At 65.6% G+C, this 15,242-nt stretch carries 15 protein-coding genes; 14 read left to right on the forward strand and 1 reads right to left on the reverse strand.

The annotated features are described in order from the left end of the window. Nucleotides 1-18: 18 nt before the first annotated feature. From ACWPV3_RS14065 to ACWPV3_RS14080, 4 genes are all read left to right on the forward strand, one after another. Nucleotides 19-396: an XRE family transcriptional regulator gene (locus ACWPV3_RS14065; RefSeq protein ID WP_453978257.1), complete on the forward strand. Its 378-nt coding sequence runs from the start codon at nt 19-21 to the stop codon at nt 394-396. Nucleotides 397-552: 156 nt separating this feature from the next. After that, a complete protein-coding gene (locus ACWPV3_RS14070; RefSeq protein WP_126150210.1) occupies nt 553-810 on the forward strand; it encodes a hypothetical protein in 258 nt (85 codons plus the stop codon). A 158-nt stretch (nt 811-968) separates the two neighbouring features. After that, the gene (locus tag ACWPV3_RS14075) at nt 969-1,922 is read left to right on the forward strand and encodes an ArdC family protein (RefSeq protein ID WP_126150211.1); all 954 of its coding nucleotides are present in this window, start codon (nt 969-971) and stop codon (nt 1,920-1,922) included. After that, on the forward strand, nt 1,922-2,869 hold the full coding sequence (locus ACWPV3_RS14080; RefSeq protein WP_126150212.1) for an adenine nucleotide alpha hydrolase family protein: 948 nt from the start codon (nt 1,922-1,924) through the stop codon (nt 2,867-2,869). Before ACWPV3_RS14075 ends, ACWPV3_RS14080 begins: the two co-directional genes overlap by 1 nt. Before the next feature lie 115 nt (nt 2,870-2,984). Here ACWPV3_RS14080 and ACWPV3_RS14085 read toward each other — a convergent pair whose 3' ends face one another. Beyond that, on the reverse strand, nt 2,985-3,242 hold the full coding sequence (locus ACWPV3_RS14085; RefSeq protein WP_438853039.1) for a hypothetical protein: 258 nt from the start codon (nt 3,240-3,242) through the stop codon (nt 2,985-2,987). A gap of 406 nt (nt 3,243-3,648) precedes the next feature. Here ACWPV3_RS14085 and ACWPV3_RS14090 point away from each other — a divergent pair, with 406 nt between their 5' ends. From ACWPV3_RS14090 to ACWPV3_RS14135, 10 genes are all read left to right on the forward strand, one after another. Continuing rightward, a complete protein-coding gene (locus tag ACWPV3_RS14090; protein ID WP_126150213.1) occupies nt 3,649-5,796 on the forward strand; it encodes a ParB/RepB/Spo0J family partition protein in 2,148 nt (715 codons plus the stop codon). A gap of 971 nt (nt 5,797-6,767) precedes the next feature. Further along, the gene (locus tag ACWPV3_RS14095) at nt 6,768-6,932 is read left to right on the forward strand and encodes a hypothetical protein (protein ID WP_010398879.1); all 165 of its coding nucleotides are present in this window, start codon (nt 6,768-6,770) and stop codon (nt 6,930-6,932) included. Nucleotides 6,933-7,070: 138 nt separating this feature from the next. Continuing rightward, nucleotides 7,071-7,685, forward strand: coding sequence for a hypothetical protein (locus ACWPV3_RS14100; RefSeq protein WP_453978258.1), 615 nt, complete (start codon nt 7,071-7,073; stop codon nt 7,683-7,685). Nucleotides 7,686-7,757: 72 nt separating this feature from the next. Further along, a complete protein-coding gene (locus ACWPV3_RS14105; protein WP_453978259.1) occupies nt 7,758-8,003 on the forward strand; it encodes a hypothetical protein in 246 nt (81 codons plus the stop codon). Nucleotides 8,004-8,012: 9 nt separating this feature from the next. Continuing rightward, complete coding sequence (locus ACWPV3_RS14110; protein WP_453978260.1) at nt 8,013-8,159, forward strand: hypothetical protein; 147 nt, start codon at nt 8,013-8,015, stop codon at nt 8,157-8,159. 9 nt (nt 8,160-8,168) lie between these two features. Further along, nucleotides 8,169-8,363: a hypothetical protein gene (locus tag ACWPV3_RS14115; protein WP_035284207.1), complete on the forward strand. Its 195-nt coding sequence runs from the start codon at nt 8,169-8,171 to the stop codon at nt 8,361-8,363. Nucleotides 8,364-8,437: 74 nt separating this feature from the next. After that, the gene (locus tag ACWPV3_RS14120) at nt 8,438-8,854 is read left to right on the forward strand and encodes a hypothetical protein (RefSeq protein WP_003167753.1); all 417 of its coding nucleotides are present in this window, start codon (nt 8,438-8,440) and stop codon (nt 8,852-8,854) included. Continuing rightward, nucleotides 8,847-9,491, forward strand: coding sequence for an antitoxin of toxin-antitoxin stability system (locus ACWPV3_RS14125; RefSeq protein ID WP_453978261.1), 645 nt, complete (start codon nt 8,847-8,849; stop codon nt 9,489-9,491). Before ACWPV3_RS14120 ends, ACWPV3_RS14125 begins: the two co-directional genes overlap by 8 nt. Before the next feature lie 158 nt (nt 9,492-9,649). Beyond that, the gene (locus tag ACWPV3_RS14130; RefSeq protein WP_453978262.1) at nt 9,650-13,996 is read left to right on the forward strand and encodes a strawberry notch-like NTP hydrolase domain-containing protein; all 4,347 of its coding nucleotides are present in this window, start codon (nt 9,650-9,652) and stop codon (nt 13,994-13,996) included. Then, nucleotides 13,997-15,034, forward strand: a complete 1,038-nt coding sequence (locus tag ACWPV3_RS14135; protein WP_126150216.1) for a DUF7146 domain-containing protein — start codon at nt 13,997-13,999, stop codon at nt 15,032-15,034. The last annotated feature ends 208 nt before the right edge of the window (nt 15,035-15,242 follow it).

Here is a 15,242-nt window from a genome sequence, read left to right on the forward strand (position 1 = left end):
CAAAGAAGGAACGTTGAGATGGCACGAAGCCTGAATGAAATCATTGCCGCGCTTCCCGCGGACGAACAGGCGGCAGTCGAGGAGCGCTATCAGCAACTGCGGCAGGAGGTCGAGGGTCTGCGCGAGCTGCGCCAAATCGCCGGCAAGGCACAGGAGGACATCGCATCGGCTCTCAACATCAAGCAGCCGTCCGTGTCCAAGATCGAGAAGCAGGCGGATATGTATCTCTCGACGCTACGCAGCTATGTCGAAGCCATCGGCGGCAAGCTCGAACTCACGGTAAAGCTGCCATCGCATCCGGCGCTTCATCTCCATAGCCTGGGTGACATGACCATGGGCGATAGTGCTGGCGTTCGTACCGTGGCCCGTCGTCGGAAGCAGGCCGGGACCAGGTGAGCAGATTCAGGTGAAGGGGGAAAGCCTTCCCCCTGGCCGGCGCCGAGGTCGCCGGCACACCCCCTTCTGCGGGGAGACCCCGCAACGCCCCCTTGTCAGGCGATCGTCCAGCGCGATCTTCAAGGCGTAAGACGCCGAGAAGGAGAAAGCGCCCGAATGCGCTTCCTGTTTCCTCATAGCCATGCCTTTCGGAAAGGCCGCGTCACCGTCGACGATGATGGGAAGGCCGCGCCCGACTGCCTAGTCGAGTTCGGCGATGGCGTCACCGTCATCGCGGAATGGCGCGCCGAAGGCGATTCCATCCGTCTCACCGTTCCCGACTATCGCACCGCCCGCGGCACGCTCGTAACCGCGCGGAACTGGCGGCTCGCCAAGGGCCAAGATGGCCACTGGCGGTCCGAGCGCACTGCTTGATCACGCGCCGTTTCACTTGATCGCACCGCGCCAATCATGGCGCTGCCCGACCACACGATGCAGTGCCTGAACTATTAGAGTGAGAGTGCGGACCGGTTTTGCCGTGACGGGTAGAGAGCTGGAGGAGAGGCTTCCGGCGCCCGTCGCGGAGAGCCGCGATGTCCAGAAACGATCGCCGCGTTCGTGCCGGAGCCGACCGGGCGAACCTCTATGACGAAGTCACCGACAAGATCATCGCCGAGCTGGAAGCCGGCCGCGTGCCGTGGGTCCAGCCCTGGGGCACGTCGGCGGCCAAGGCCCCGCTTGGCCTGCCGCGCAACGCCGCAACTTCGCGAAGCTACAGCGGCATCAATGTCCTGATCCTCTGGGGAGCCGTCATCGAGCACGGCTTTCCCGGCCAGGGCTGGCTCACCTTCCGCCAGGCACTGTCGCTTGGCGGCCATGTCCGCAAGGGCGAGCGCGGCACAACCGTTGTCTATGCCGACCGCTTCACGCCGGAGGACGAGAAGCGCCGCGCCTTCGAGGCTGGCGAGGAAGCGCAGGCGATCCCGTTCCTGAAGCGCTTCACGGTATTCAACACGGCGCAATGCGACGACCTGCCCGAAGACATCGAGGCGACCGCGCCGCCGCCGCCGCCCGGCATGATCGAGCCCCAGGTGGAGGCGCTCATCAAAGCGACCGGCATCGATTTCCGCATTGGCGGCAACCGGGCGTTCTACGTTCCGTCGCTCGACTACGTGCAAGTCCCTCCGCCGGCCGCCTATTTCGAGCCGATCAACTGGCACCGGACGGCCTTGCATGAACTCGGTCACGCGAGCGGCGCAGAGCACCGGCTGAACCGGAACCTCTCAGGCTCCTTCGGCTCGAAGCTCTATTCGGTCGAGGAAATCACCGCCGAATTGATCTCGGCCTATAGCTGCGCCGCGCTCGGGATCGTCCCGACCGTGCGCCATGCCGACTATATCGGCTCTTGGCTCGACGTCCTGCGCGAAGACAACCGCGCCATCGTCCGAGCCGCCTCCCAAGCCAGCAAGGCGGCCGACTGGCTTCTCAGCTTCCTGCCGGATGCCGGCAGCATCGACCAGAACGACGACGAGCGGGAGGCGGCGTGATGAACGCGCTCGCCTTTCCGGGTTTCGTCCCCGACCCCGCGCAGTCGGCCGACATCCGCCTGCGCGTCCTCAGCCTCGGCGCCGGCGTCCAGTCCACCACGCTGGCGCTGATGGCGGCGCATGGCGAAGTCGGCCCCATGCCCGATTGCGCCATCTTCGCCGATACCGGGTGGGAGCCGCAGGCCGTCTATGACCATCTCGCCTGGCTGCGGTCGCCCAATGTCCTGCCGTTTCCCGTCCATATCGTCTCGGCCGGGGATCTACGCGCCGACCTCATCGCCGGCGCACAGGGCGAGCGCTGGGCATCCATTCCAGCCTTCACCCGCACCGTGACGCCTGCCGGGAGCGAGCTTCCCGTCTATGACGAGGATGAAAACGGCGATCTCGTCGTCGTCGGCTCCCGCATCGTGGCGACCGAGCGGGCCAGCATCGGCATGATCCGCCGCCAATGCACCGGAGACTACAAGATCGTGCCGATCAGGCGGAAAGTGCGCGAGCTGCTCGGCATCGCAGGGCGGCGCTCGCCCACGTCGCCGGTCGCCGAACAATGGATCGGGATTTCACTCGACGAGGCGCTTCGCATGAAACCCTCTTTCGAGAGCTGGCGGGTCAACCGCTGGCCCCTGATCGAGCGGGGCCTGACCCGACAGGATTGCCTGCGCTGGCTGGAACGGCATGATTATCCTCCGCCGCCCAAGAGCGCCTGCATCGGGTGTCCGTTTCATTCCGACGATCACTGGCGACAGATGCGCGATCATGATCCCGAAGCCTGGGCGGACGCCGTGTCGGTCGACGCCGCCATCCGCACCGGTTTCCGCGGCATCCGCGCCGAAGTCTATCTGCACCGCTCCGCCGTGCCGCTCGACCATGCCGACCTATCGACGGCCGGCGACCGCGGCCAGCTCGATCTCTGGCCGAACGAGTGCGAGGGCATGTGCGGGGTCTGATTCCCTGAAAGCCGCAGATGCGCAAAGCCGCTTCTCCGGCTTTCCGGCTTTCCGGTTCTGCGGTTTTCCGCGTTTCCGGCTCGTCAGCTTGCAGCCTTGCGCTACGACGCTCAGCCTACCGGCCGTCCTTCATCAACCCTGCCCAGACAGCGAGAATATCGCCTTCGGCCGCGTTGTCCTCAGCGACAACCACGCTGAACACGCCGAGCGTGCCGGCGAACTCCTCCATATCCATCACGCCCCGTGCGTGAAGCATTGTCGCCAACAGCATCAGTGTCTTGCCCTGCGCGGTGATGACGGCCCGGTCCGCCTCGGAAAAGCGGACATGGCGGGCTGGCGACGCGCCCAGCCATCGGCGCAGAACGCGCGCCAAGTCCGCCCAGGGCGGATTTCTCAAGCCAGAAATCATAGCGTCCATAGACAATTCCCCGCCGCCCCGACTGGCGCCGGGACGGTTGAACACGCGTGAACACTGGGAACCGCGCCCCACGTATTTCCCACGCCGGGCAAGCCCGACGCTGATGGGTATTCTATTCCGTGGGCCGCCCGACATAGTCGGTGACCCAGTGTTCAAACGCTTGATGCGATCGATGCGGTGTTCAAGCCGCAGGCGATGCAATCCCTATGGCACAGGAAGACAGTCCTGAACATCGCCGTTCCGTTCTCGCCCCTGGCCAGACGACAGGGTCCGACCAGCAGAGTGAGAGGGAGGTGGGGATTTTCGTGACGGGTTCGGGTCGAGAGAGAGGCTCTCGGCGCCCGTCGCGGAGACTACCACGATGGCTACTGCCGCCCAGAAAATCATCCTGTCGCCTTCCCGCGACATCCCCTTCAACAAGCTCGTGCTCAGCCAATCGAATGTCCGACGCGTCAAGGCCGGCGTCTCGGTCGAGGAACTGGCCGAGGACATCGCCCGCCGAGGCACGCTCCTCCAGAGCCTCAATGTCCGCCCGGTCCTCGACGCCAGGGGCGATGAGACCGACATGTATGAAGTTCCCGCCGGCGGTCGCCGCTATCAGGCGCTCGCCATCCTCGTGAAGCAGAAGCGTCTCGCCAGGACCGCGCCTGTGCCCTGCGTCGTGCGTGATCCCTCCACGTCGATTCTCGCCGAGGACGACAGCCTCGCCGAAAACACCCAGCGCGTGCCGCTGCATCCTCTCGATCAGTTCCGGGCCTTCTATGACATGCGCCGCAAGGGCATGAGCGAGGAGGAGATCGCTGCGGCCTTCTTCACGACCGCGCAGGTGGTGAAACAGCGCCTGCGTCTGGCCTCTGTCTCGCCCACGCTCCTCGACATCTATGCCGAGGACGGCATGAAGCTCGAAGAGCTGATGGCCTTCACCGTCAATCCCGACCATGCCCGCCAGGAGCAGGTCTGGGAGACGGTCCAGACCTCCCACAATCGCCAGCCCTGGTATATCCGCCAGTTGCTCACTGAAACCACGGTGCCGGCCACCGACAAGCGCGCCCTGTTCATCGGCATCGAAACCTATGAGCAGGCGGGCGGCAGCGTGCTGCGCGATCTCTTCCAGACCGATGGAGGCGGCTGGCTTCAGGACCCCGCGCTTCTCGACCGCCTGGTCGCGGAGCAGCTCAAGACCCTCGCCGAGGAAATCGCCGCCGAGGGCTGGAAGTGGATCACCGTCGATACCGATCTGCCCTATGGCTTCGATCAGGGGCTGCGGGCGCTCGACTTCACCCTCGTCGATCTGAACGATGACGAGCGCGCGGCCCGAGAAGCCCTGCGTGAGGAATACGAACGGATCGAGGCTGAATACTCGGAAGCCGATGAGCTGCCGGACGAGATCGACCAGCGTCTCGGCGAGATCGAGACGGCGCTCGAAGCCTTCGAGAAGCGCCCGGTCATCTACGATCCGGCCGACATCGCGCGTGGCGGCGTCTTCATCAGCGTCGACCGCAATGGCGCGCCCGTCGTCGATCGCGGCTATGTGCGCCCGGAGGACGAGACGCCGGTCGGCGTCGAGGACCCCGACGGCGAGGCCGAAGCCACCGGTACCGAAGTCGCGGCATCCGGCACCGTTCAGCGCGCCGTCATCACCATCGGCGGCCAGTCGGCCGAACCGGAGGATGACGACGAGGAAGACGTCATCAAGCCGCTGCCCGAACGGCTCGTTACCGAGCTGACTGCGCACCGCACCCTGGCGCTCCGCGATGCCGTGGGCGCCAATCCCCAGGTCGCGTTTACCGCCTTGCTGCACAAGCTCGTGCGCGACACCTTCCAGCGGACGGCCACCTCCGGCGCCAGCCTGCAGGCGTCCGTCAATCACGTCTTCTTCCGCGAACAGGGCAAGGATCTCGCCGAGACGGCCTATGCCAAGTCCGTCATCCAGCGGCATGAGGACTGGAAGGCTGACCTACCAGCCGATGAGGATGCGCTGTGGGACTGGCTCGCCGTGCTCGACGACGCCAGCCGCATGGCGCTGCTCGCGCATTGCGTCAGCTATGGGATCAACGCCCTCTATGAACGGCCCAATCCCTACAGCGGCAGCGGCGTGTCGCAGTCGGGTCTCGACCGGCGTATGGCAGAGGCCGATCGACTGGCCCGCGCCACCGGCCTCGACATGGTGGACGTCGGCTTCCGACCCACGGTCGAGAACTATCTCGGCCGCGTCACCAAGCCCCGCATTCTTGCGGCCGTCCGCGAAGGCGCGGGCGAACGCGCGGCCCAGCTCATCGACCACTTGAAGAAGGGCGACATGGCCAAGGAGGCCGAACGCCTGCTGGCCGACAGTGGCTGGCTACCGGAGCCGCTGCGCCTGATCGACCATGACGAGCCGACCACGTCCGATACCTCGGAAGGCGAGGCCGAGACGGCGCTCCCAGCCTTCCTTGCCGGTGAGGACGAGGACGAGGAAACCGCCGAAGACCCGGAAGCCGAGGCGCCAGCGATGATCGCCGCGGAATGACGCCAAACCCCGGCGGGCGGTCGAAGCCGCCCCGCCGTCTTCATTTTCAGCTTCAAGGCCCGGCGATCCGTCGTCGGACCTTTTTTCATTTTCAGGGAACTCCCACCTCCGACATTTATCTACCAGCCGGCCGTCAAATGGCGGTAGCCGGTTCCCCTCTCAGTGGGATTTCCGCTCGTAGACGTGATTGAGGTTATCGGCTTGGTGCTGGAGGCTCCTCGCCACCGTTGCAGCCGCGGCCCGGTTTGGAAACGCCTCTGTTGTCATCCCGTTCAGGCTTACGCACCACCCATCGGGCTTCTCAATGACCGTATAACGCCGTCGCTCGCCACCGATATTGGCGGACTTACCCGTCAAATAGCCACTCATCATGAGCGTCGATCGCCTTGTTGGTTCGGTGTGTCGGGCTTCGTCCAAATCCCGAAGGCCGCTCCGATAACCGTCATCGCCATACGCCAGGATGATCGGCTGCTCTCTTTCGTCTTCATCGTTGCCCGCAAAAGTGCATTTCTGCTCATGGTTTCACCTCAACAAGAGGCCGCATCAAAGCTTCGAGCGCGTATGAATTCCATCCTGACGCAACCGGCCGCTCATAGTATTCTCATCAATTCGACCGGTGGACCTCGGCGCCATGCAACGCCATAGCGGGCCAAGCTCGTGCCCGGACAGCTCAGACCCTCAAACATCTTCGCTTCACCATTAGGCGGGAAGTGCGGGGCAATGGCATCCCTTTAGATTGATGATCCGGCTGCTGTCTGATGCCGGACACCATCCCGCTTTCATTCGCAAACCTTGGTCCGATCCGTCTCCTTATCAATCAACCCGCAAGGGGTCGGCTTACGCGCGCGTGCCGCCCTCGGGGATTCGGAAAAGGTCCGAACGCCCGAGGGTGATTGCAGAGCCGGTCAGACACTTCGGGCGCCTGTCGCGCGGGGGATGGTCCCCCGCCTCCCAAGACAGGAGCCGGAACCATGTCCTATGCAGATGCCACCGCTTTCGCCGCAAGCCTAGCCACCACGCTGATGGTTTCGATCATCGTCTTCCAGGCCGGGGACGGCACTCACGGCGCCATGCCCGCCAACGAATTCGATGGCGACGAAGAAATGGTCAGGCTGGAACTTGATCCCTTCGGCTGAGGCGCGACAGCGCCTCACCCCGACGGCTCGGAGCGCAAGATCGCGTCCGGGCCTTCAGCGCTGCGCTACCGCTCATCGCCGGCAGCGGCACCGGCTCATGCCCCGGCAAGGGAGAGTGCGAGTGCGGACGGGTTTTCCGTGACGGGTTGGTTGCCGGAGAGAGAGCTCCCGGCGCCCGTCCTGGAGCATCCTGCGATGGCCCTTGCACCTCAAACCACCTTCGCCCCGATCGGCGACATCCTCGCGCATCAGATCCTGCCCCGGCTGCGCCTTGCCGCGAAGCTGCCGCTGCGCATCACCTGCATCGGCACGGCCCGCTATGTCGGCACCGACGAGGCCCACAGCTTCGACCGCAGCGTCTTTCTCGGCGACCGCCCGTCGCTGGAGAACGCCACCAGCTTCGCGGCCGTTTCGGTCAGGCGCGGCGGCATTGGCGTGAGACAAGATAAGACGCTGCGCTTTCATCCACGCTTCGCCGTCATCCAGGACAACGATCAGAATCTGGTTCTGGCCGGCGAAATCCGCGCTGGGATCATTCTCTGGCAACAGCCCGTCGCCAGCGACGGCGAGGCCCGCCGGATCGTGACCGAAGCCAGCCGCCTGCGCGGACTGGCTTTCGCCGCCTCCGGCCGGGGCGAGCAGCGTGCGGCCCGCAATCATCGCCACCAGGCCGGCCTGCTCGAAGCACGCCTGGTCGACCCCTTCTGGCGCGAGGCCGCCGCCGATCTGCTCCGGCTGCCTCAGGCCGCCTGATCCCATCCCCCGATTTCCACCCATCCGACCCGGCGCTTCGCTTCGCCGGGTTCTCACCTATGGAGTTTTCCCATGCCGAAATTCGTCGTCAGCAAAGGCCACGACGCCTTCGTCTATTACGAAACCGTCCTAGAGGCCGACACGCCCGAAGAGGCGCGAAGTCTCGTCCGGAGCGTTCATTACGAAGGCGCATGGCTCCCCACCGGCTATGTGCAGGAGTTCGACGATTACGAGATCGACGAGCATAGCGGCGTTCGCCTCCTCGAAGACGGTGAAGCCGTAGAGGCCTTCCTGACCATCGGCGTCACCGCCCAGTAGCGCGACGCCTTGCTGGCGGGGCTGCGCCTCCTCCAGCTCGCCCTTGGGCGCGGCGATCTCGAACCTGCGCTCGAAAACATCGTCACCAATGACGGCGCGCATACCGGCCTCGATCCGACTCGTATCGACGCTCTGTGCGAACGCATCAACGTCTAGGTGGTGGCGATGTATGCGACCTACCTGCGCCTCGACATCCTGGTCTGGGACAGCCAGCGCGCCGTAATCCGCGCCGCGCGCTGCAAGCTGGCTTTATCGGCCCGGCGCGATCCCGCACTGCGGGGCGCGCGAAAGCGGTTCTATCGCGACATGCTGCGCCACCATGCCGATGCCCAGCGGCTTGTGGCGCAGTTCCGCCTCTGACGCTTCCGCACCGCGTCCATCCCTTGAACCTCGCCCGGCCATCGCGCCGGGCTTTCTCGTTTCAGGAGCCTGACATGGCCAACTACTTTACCCATTTCTCGTGCCTGCTTGACGTCGGCACGCCCGATAATGCCGCCCGAGCGCTTGACCTCTACAACAAGCTTTCGGAGGAAGGCGCTTCCGACGAACCGCCGTCCGAGGGGTTTCTCCTATCGATCCAGCCGGAGCACGGGGGTGCCCGGCTCTGGATGCGCGATGACCAGACAGGCGATCCCGAGCGTCTGCTCCGGTTCGTGAAGATCTGCGCGACCGAGTTCCGCCTCAGTGGTCTCTGGGGCTTCCAATACGCCAACACCTGCTCGCGGCCACGCCTCGACGGTTTCGGCGGCGGCGCTCATGTCCTCGACCTCGCCACCGGCGAGACGGTGGCATGGACCTACACCGATGGCTGGCTCGCCCAGGTTCTCGATGGAGGCGGCTCAGATGAGTAAGGTCATCGAAACCACGGTCTATCAGCTCGACGAGCTTGCTGACGCCGCCATGGAGAAGGCCCGCGATTGGTATCGCGAAGGCGGCTTCGACTACGACTGGTATGATGCCGTTTACGAGGATTTCCAACAGATCGCGGAAATCCTCGGCCTTCGGCTGAAAACCCGCAGCATGCGGCTCAACGGCGTCGGCTCCCGGCAGAAGCCCTGCATCTGGTTTCGGGGGTTCTGGAGCCAGGGCGACGGCGCCTGCTTCGAGACCTTCTATTCCTACCGGAAAAACGCCCCGCGCCGGATCAGGGAACACGCGCCGCAAGACGCCGCACTGCACCGCATAGCCGATGCACTTCAGGCGGTCCAGCGGCGTAATTTCTACCAGCTTCGCGCCGAGGCGAGCCATCGCGGTCACTACTACCACGAATACTGCATGACGGTCTCGGTCGAGCGCGACAGTCCAACCTATCAGGATATGACGGCCGATGCGGAAGACGCCGTGGCCGATGCGCTGCGCGACCTGGCCCGTTGGCTCTATCGGCAGCTCGAACGTGAACACGAATATCTCACCTCGGACGAGGCCGTCGATGAGGTCATCGCCGCCAACGAATACACGTTCACGGCAACGGGCCGTCGCTTCGGCTGAACCAGGCAAGCGTCCTGCCATTCGGCAGGGCGCTTTTTGCATGCCAGCCACGGCCCACCTTTCGAGAGTCAGAGGAGGCCGGGACGGGTTTGAGCCTGTGCGGTCGAGAGAGAGCGCTGCGCGGCTCAATCCTGTCCTACTCTCCCGAGGTCTCCTCCATGAACATGATTTCCGCATCTGCGGCGGCATCGGTCGCCGGGCCGCTTCCGCTTGTCCCCGACAGCCATGCCGCCACGTCCGTCTTTTCGGCGGCAGGTCTTCTTCTGCCTCACCTCGAGCGCGGCCAGCGCATCGACGCCGCCACGCTTCGCAGCGCGATGGAAACCGCCTTCGGCGCGTCCGATACCGCTGGCGCCTGGGACTGGAAAACCGCCTATGACGCCTGCGAGGCCGCGATCGTCCTGTTCCTGCGCAAGTACGGAAAGGCGCTTTTCCGTAAAGCCGGTTCGCCAGCCGATAGCCTGCCGCTGCTGACGCGGATCGCCGGGCTGCTGCCGACCCATACACGCCGCTCGGAGGAGGCGCAGACCTTCCAGCAATTCTCCACCCCGATCCCGCTGGGGCTGGCAGCGGCGACCGCGGCCGCCATCACGCCCGCCGACCGGGTTCTGGAACCCTCGGCCGGGACCGGACTGCTCGCCATCCTGGCCGAGATCGCTGGCGGCGCGCTCGTCCTCAACGAGCTGGCCGAGATGCGCGCCGGTCTTCTTACTTCCCTCTTTCCCGCCTTGTCCGTCGCGCGTTTCGACGCGGCGCAGATCGACGATCACCTCGATCCCGCCCTGGTCCCGTCCGTGGTGCTGATGAACCCGCCGTTCTCGGCGCTGGCGAATGTCCAGGGCCGCGTCGCCGATGCCGCCTTCCGCCACGTCGCTTCGGCGCTTGCGCGCCTTGCGCCCGGCGGGCGGCTGGTGACGATCACCGGCGCGAGCTTCGCCCCCGATAATCCTGCCTGGACCCCGGCCTTCGTCCGGCTGCAGGAGCGCGGTCGCGTGGTCTTCTCCGCCGCAGTCGATGGTTCTGTCTATGCCAAGCATGGCACGACGATCGATACCCGGATCACCGTCATCGACAAGCTGCCCGCCGACGATCCGGCAGTCTTCCCGACCTCTCCCGGCGCCGCACCGGATGCCGCCACCCTGATGGTCTGGATCGGCGCGAGCCTGCCCGCGCGTCAGCCTGTCGATCCTTCAGTCGTTGTTCCGGTTGCCGCAGCGCCTACGCCTCGCACCGTGCGCGGCTATATCGCCGCCACGGCGAAAGCCGCCCGCCCGGCGCCGCAGACCGAACCGGAAGCCGCACCGCTCGACTATGAGATCGTCGATTGGCAGCCGGCCGAGGGCGGCCACATCACCGATGCCATCTATGAGGAATACGCGCTTCAGGTCATCCGTATTCCCGGCGCCCAGCCTCATCCAACCCAGCTCGTCCAGTCGGCGGCGATGGCGAGCGTCGCCCCGCCGAAGCCCAACTACCGGCCGCATCTGCCGAAGACCATTCTCGGTCTTCTGTCCGACGCGCAGTTTGAGACCGTCATCTATGCCGGCCAGGCCCATGCCGACCATCTCGCCGGGGCCTGGACCGTCGACGAGACCTGCGATGTGGTCAGCGCGGCGGCCGAGGACGCCAAGAACGCCGTCCGCTTCCGGCAAGGCTTCTTCGTCGGTGACGGCACCGGCGTCGGCAAGGGTCGGGAATCCGCCGCCATCATCCTCGACAACTGGATGCAGGGCCGCCGGAAGGCCGTCTGGATCTCCAAATCCGACAAATTGCTGGAAGACGCACAACGCGACTGGTCTGCGCTCGGCATGGAGCGCCTCCTGGTTACGCCGCTGTCGCGCTTCCCGCAGGGCAAGCCCGTGACGCTGCCCGAAGGCATCCTTTTCACGACCTATGCCACGCTACGCTCCGACGACCGCGGCGATAGGGTTTCCCGCGTCAAGCAGATCGTCGAATGGTTGGGCGAGGATTTCGATGGAGTGATCATCTTCGACGAGGCGCATTCGATGCAGAACGCCGCAGGCGGCAAGGGAGAACGGGGCGATGTCGCCGCCAGCCAGCAGGGCCGAGCCGGGCTTCGCCTCCAGCACGCCCTGCCGGATGCCCGCATCGTCTATGTCTCCGCGACCGGCGCCACTACGGTCCACAACCTCGCCTATGCCCAGCGCCTTGGCCTTTGGGGCGGCGAGGATTTCCCGTTCGCCACGCGGGCCGAATTCGTCGAGGCCATCGAGGGCGGCGGCGTCGCGGCGATGGAGGTTCTGGCCCGCGACATGCGCGCCCTCGGCCTCTACACCGCCCGGTCGCTGTCCTTCGCCGGCGTCGAATACGAGCTGGTCGAGCATGAGCTGACCCCGGAACAGACCCGCATCTACGATGCCTATGCCGGGGCCTTCGCCATCATTCACAACAATCTGGATGCGGCGATGGAAGCGGCCAATATCACCGGCAGCACCGGCACCCTGAATCGGCAGGCGAAATCCGCCGCGCGCTCGGCCTTCGAGTCGGCCAAGCAGCGGTTTTTCGGCCACCTCCTGACCAGCATGAAAACCCCGACGCTGCTCCGCTCCATCGCAGCCGATCTGGAGGCGGGCCATTCGGCCGTCATCCAGATCGTCTCGACCGGCGAGGCGCTTATGGAACGCCGGCTGGCCGAGCTGCCGACCGAGGAATGGAACGACGTCCGCGTGGACATCACCCCGAGGGAATATGTCCTGGACTACCTTGCCCATTCTTTCCCGGTGCAGCTCTACGAGCCGTTCACCGACTCGGAGGGCAATATGTCGTCGAGGCCCGTCATGCGCGACGGCCAGCCCGTCGAAAGCCGTGAAGCGGTCGCCCGCCGCGACGAGCTGATCGCAAAGCTCGCCAGCCTGCCGCCGGTCCCCGGTGCGCTGGACCAGCTCATCCAGCATTTCGGCACCGATACCGTGGCTGAAGTGACGGGCCGGTCGCGGCGCATCATCCGCAAGGCTGGCAAGGGCGTCACTGTTGATCGCCTTGTCGTCGAAAACCGCGCAGCTTCGGCCAACCTGGCCGAAACCCAAGCGTTCATGGACGACGGCAAGCAGGTTCTGGTGTTCTCCGACGCCGGCGGCACAGGCCGCAGCTATCATGCCGAACTGTCGGCCCGGAACACGCGGTTGCGCGTCCATTACCTGCTCGAAGCCGGATGGAAGGCCGATACTGCGATCCAGGGGCTTGGCCGAACGCACCGGACCAACCAGAAGCAAGCGCCCCTGTTCCGGCCGATCACCACGAACGTCAAAGCCGAAAAGCGCTTCCTCTCGACCATCGCCCGCCGTCTCGACACCCTGGGCGCGATCACGCGCGGCCAGCGACAGACCGGCGGTCAGGGACTGTTCAGACCGGAAGATAACCTGGAGTCCCATTACGCACGCGACGCGCTGCGCCAGCTCTATCTCCTGCTGGTGCGCGGTAAGGTCGAGGGATGCTCGCTCGACCGCTTTGAGAGCGCCACCGGCTTGAAGCTGATGGACTCCAACGGCATCAAGGATGACCTCCCAGCCATCACGACCTTCCTGAACCGGCTGCTGGCCTTGACGATTGAGCTTCAGGGCGTGCTGTTCACCGCCTTCGAGCAACTTCTGACGGCGCGCATCGAGGGCGCCATCGCGTCGGGCACCTATGACGCCGGGCTGGAGACGCTGCGAGCGGAGAGCTTTGTCGTCACCGACCGCCAGACGATCTATACGCACCCGCGCACCGGCGCCCAGACCCGCCTGCTGACCATCACCGAGCGCAAGCGCAACCATCCGGTCACGCTGGCGGAGGCCATAGGCAACCTGGACGATCCGCGCGCGGTCCTGTTGGTCAACGAGCGGTCGGGCCGCGCCGCCGTGCAGGTTCCGACCACCAGCGTCATGCTGGACGATGGCGAGATCGAGCGCCGTGTCCGGCTGATCCGGCCGATGGAAGCGCACAACATCCCGGTCAAGACCATGCCCGAGACCCATTGGGTCGAAGCCGACCGGGACGCCTTCGCCTCTGCCTGGAATGCCGAGATTGCCGAGGTGCCGGAGTTTTCCGACAGCACCCTGCATATGGTGACAGGTCTCCTGTTGCCTATCTGGAAGCGGTTGCCGAACGAATCCACCCGCGTCTATCGGCTCCAGACCGATGCTGGCGAGCGGATCATCGGCCGCCGCGTTTCGCCTGCCTGGGTTGCCCACGCGACCGCGACCGGCGTCGCGTCGATCACGCCGGAGGATGCCTTCACCGCCCTTATGGACGGAAAGACGATCCTCGATCTCGCCGAGGGCCTTCAGCTTCGCCGGGTCCGCGTCATGGGCGCGCTGCGCATCGAACTCACCGGCTTCACCGACACGATGCGCCAGCGCCTCACGGCCTATGGCCTCTATCACGAGATCATCTCGTGGAAGCTGCGCTTCTTCGTGCCGGTGGATGCTCAGGGGCCGGTAATCATCGGCAAGCTCTTCGACCGCTGGCCGGTCGAACGCATCGGCGAACGGGAGGCCGCATAAATGGCTTCGCGTCACGCCTCGGAACTGGCGCATCGTCTCGGCCGCGAGGCCGAGGCGGTCTGCCGCGAATACCTGTCCTCCGGTCGGAGGGCAGGCAATTACTGGCAGGTCGGGGACGCGCAGAACAGCCCCGGCCGCTCCCTCTATGTCCGGCTCAGGGACACCCCCAAAGGTCCGGCCGGGAAATGGACCGACGCCGCCACCGGCGACCATGGCGATCTGCTCGACATCATCCGCGAGGCGCTTGGCCTCGTCGATTTCAAGGATGTGGTCGAGGAAGCGCACCGTTTCCTCAGTCTCCCGCATCCCGCGCCGGAACAGACAGGGACGCCGACCGGCAGGACATCGGGCATTGCCGTCGGTTCGCCGGAAGCGTCGCGGCGGCTGTTCGCCATGTCGCAGCCGATCCCCGGCACGCTCGCGGCGACCTACCTCAGCGGGCGGGCAATCACGTCGCTCATCGGCGGCACCGCACTGCGCTACCATCCCCGGTGCTATTACCGGCCCGACGAGCAATCGCCCACGGAGATCTGGCCCGCGATGATCGCGTCCGTCACCGATCTTGACGGGCGACAGACCGGCGCGCACCGCACTTGGCTCGCCCCGGACGGCTCGGGCAAGGCGCCTGTCGAAACGCCGAGGCGGGCGATGGGCGACCTTCTCGGACACGGCGTCCGCTTTGGCGTTGCCGGAGATGTGCTGGTCGCCGGAGAGGGCATCGAGACCGTGCTGTCGCCCCGTCAGGTTCTGCCGCACATGCCGATGCTGGCGGCGCTCTCGGCCGCACACCTCGCCGCCATCCTGTTCCCGGCGACGCTGCGCAGGCTCTATGTCCTTCGCGATCGTGATCCGGCTGGGGACGGCGCGAGAGACAGCCTGATCGCCCGAGCTGCGAGCGTCGGGATCGAAGCGGTTGCGATGTCGCCAGCGCGCGAGGACTTCAACGAGGATCTGCGCTGGCGCGGCGTCGATGCCCTCCGGGCGGCCCTGAAGGATCAGCTTCATCCCGTGGACGTCAGCCGGTTCATGGAGGGGTGAGAGGATCGGCGGGGGATGGGGCAAAGCTCTGAATGGTTCCGCCTGCCGTCTCCACTCATCATCGGGAACACCCTTCCCGTGTCGGAGAGGGCGCCCACGGCCTTCTGAGGGGGCGATCGGCTCACAAACGGGCCAGCCGGGCAATGGCGCTGCGCTGTCGGCTATTTTCCGCCGGCGGGGCAAGCCCCGCCTTTGCATCGCGAAGCAA

The organism is Brevundimonas sp. Marseille-Q4549 (assembly GCF_976940555.1).

What these genes read in the sequence shown, in the direction of transcription:
- ACWPV3_RS14120 (WP_003167753.1), top strand. Translation starts at nt 8,438, where the DNA reads ATGGCCAACTACTTTACCCATTTCTCGTGCCTGCTTGACGTCGGCACG.
- ACWPV3_RS14090 (WP_126150213.1), top strand. Translation starts at nt 3,649, where the DNA reads ATGGCTACTGCCGCCCAGAAAATCATCCTGTCGCCTTCCCGCGACATC.
- ACWPV3_RS14135 (WP_126150216.1), top strand. Translation starts at nt 13,997, where the DNA reads ATGGCTTCGCGTCACGCCTCGGAACTGGCGCATCGTCTCGGCCGCGAG.
- ACWPV3_RS14070 (WP_126150210.1), top strand. Translation starts at nt 553, where the DNA reads ATGCGCTTCCTGTTTCCTCATAGCCATGCCTTTCGGAAAGGCCGCGTC.
- ACWPV3_RS14125 (WP_453978261.1), top strand. Translation starts at nt 8,847, where the DNA reads ATGAGTAAGGTCATCGAAACCACGGTCTATCAGCTCGACGAGCTTGCT.
- ACWPV3_RS14065 (WP_453978257.1), top strand. Translation starts at nt 19, where the DNA reads ATGGCACGAAGCCTGAATGAAATCATTGCCGCGCTTCCCGCGGACGAA.
- ACWPV3_RS14095 (WP_010398879.1), top strand. Translation starts at nt 6,768, where the DNA reads ATGTCCTATGCAGATGCCACCGCTTTCGCCGCAAGCCTAGCCACCACG.
- ACWPV3_RS14105 (WP_453978259.1), top strand. Translation starts at nt 7,758, where the DNA reads ATGCCGAAATTCGTCGTCAGCAAAGGCCACGACGCCTTCGTCTATTAC.
- ACWPV3_RS14075 (WP_126150211.1), top strand. Translation starts at nt 969, where the DNA reads ATGTCCAGAAACGATCGCCGCGTTCGTGCCGGAGCCGACCGGGCGAAC.
- ACWPV3_RS14080 (WP_126150212.1), top strand. Translation starts at nt 1,922, where the DNA reads ATGAACGCGCTCGCCTTTCCGGGTTTCGTCCCCGACCCCGCGCAGTCG.
- ACWPV3_RS14130 (WP_453978262.1), top strand. Translation starts at nt 9,650, where the DNA reads ATGAACATGATTTCCGCATCTGCGGCGGCATCGGTCGCCGGGCCGCTT.
- ACWPV3_RS14115 (WP_035284207.1), top strand. Translation starts at nt 8,169, where the DNA reads ATGTATGCGACCTACCTGCGCCTCGACATCCTGGTCTGGGACAGCCAG.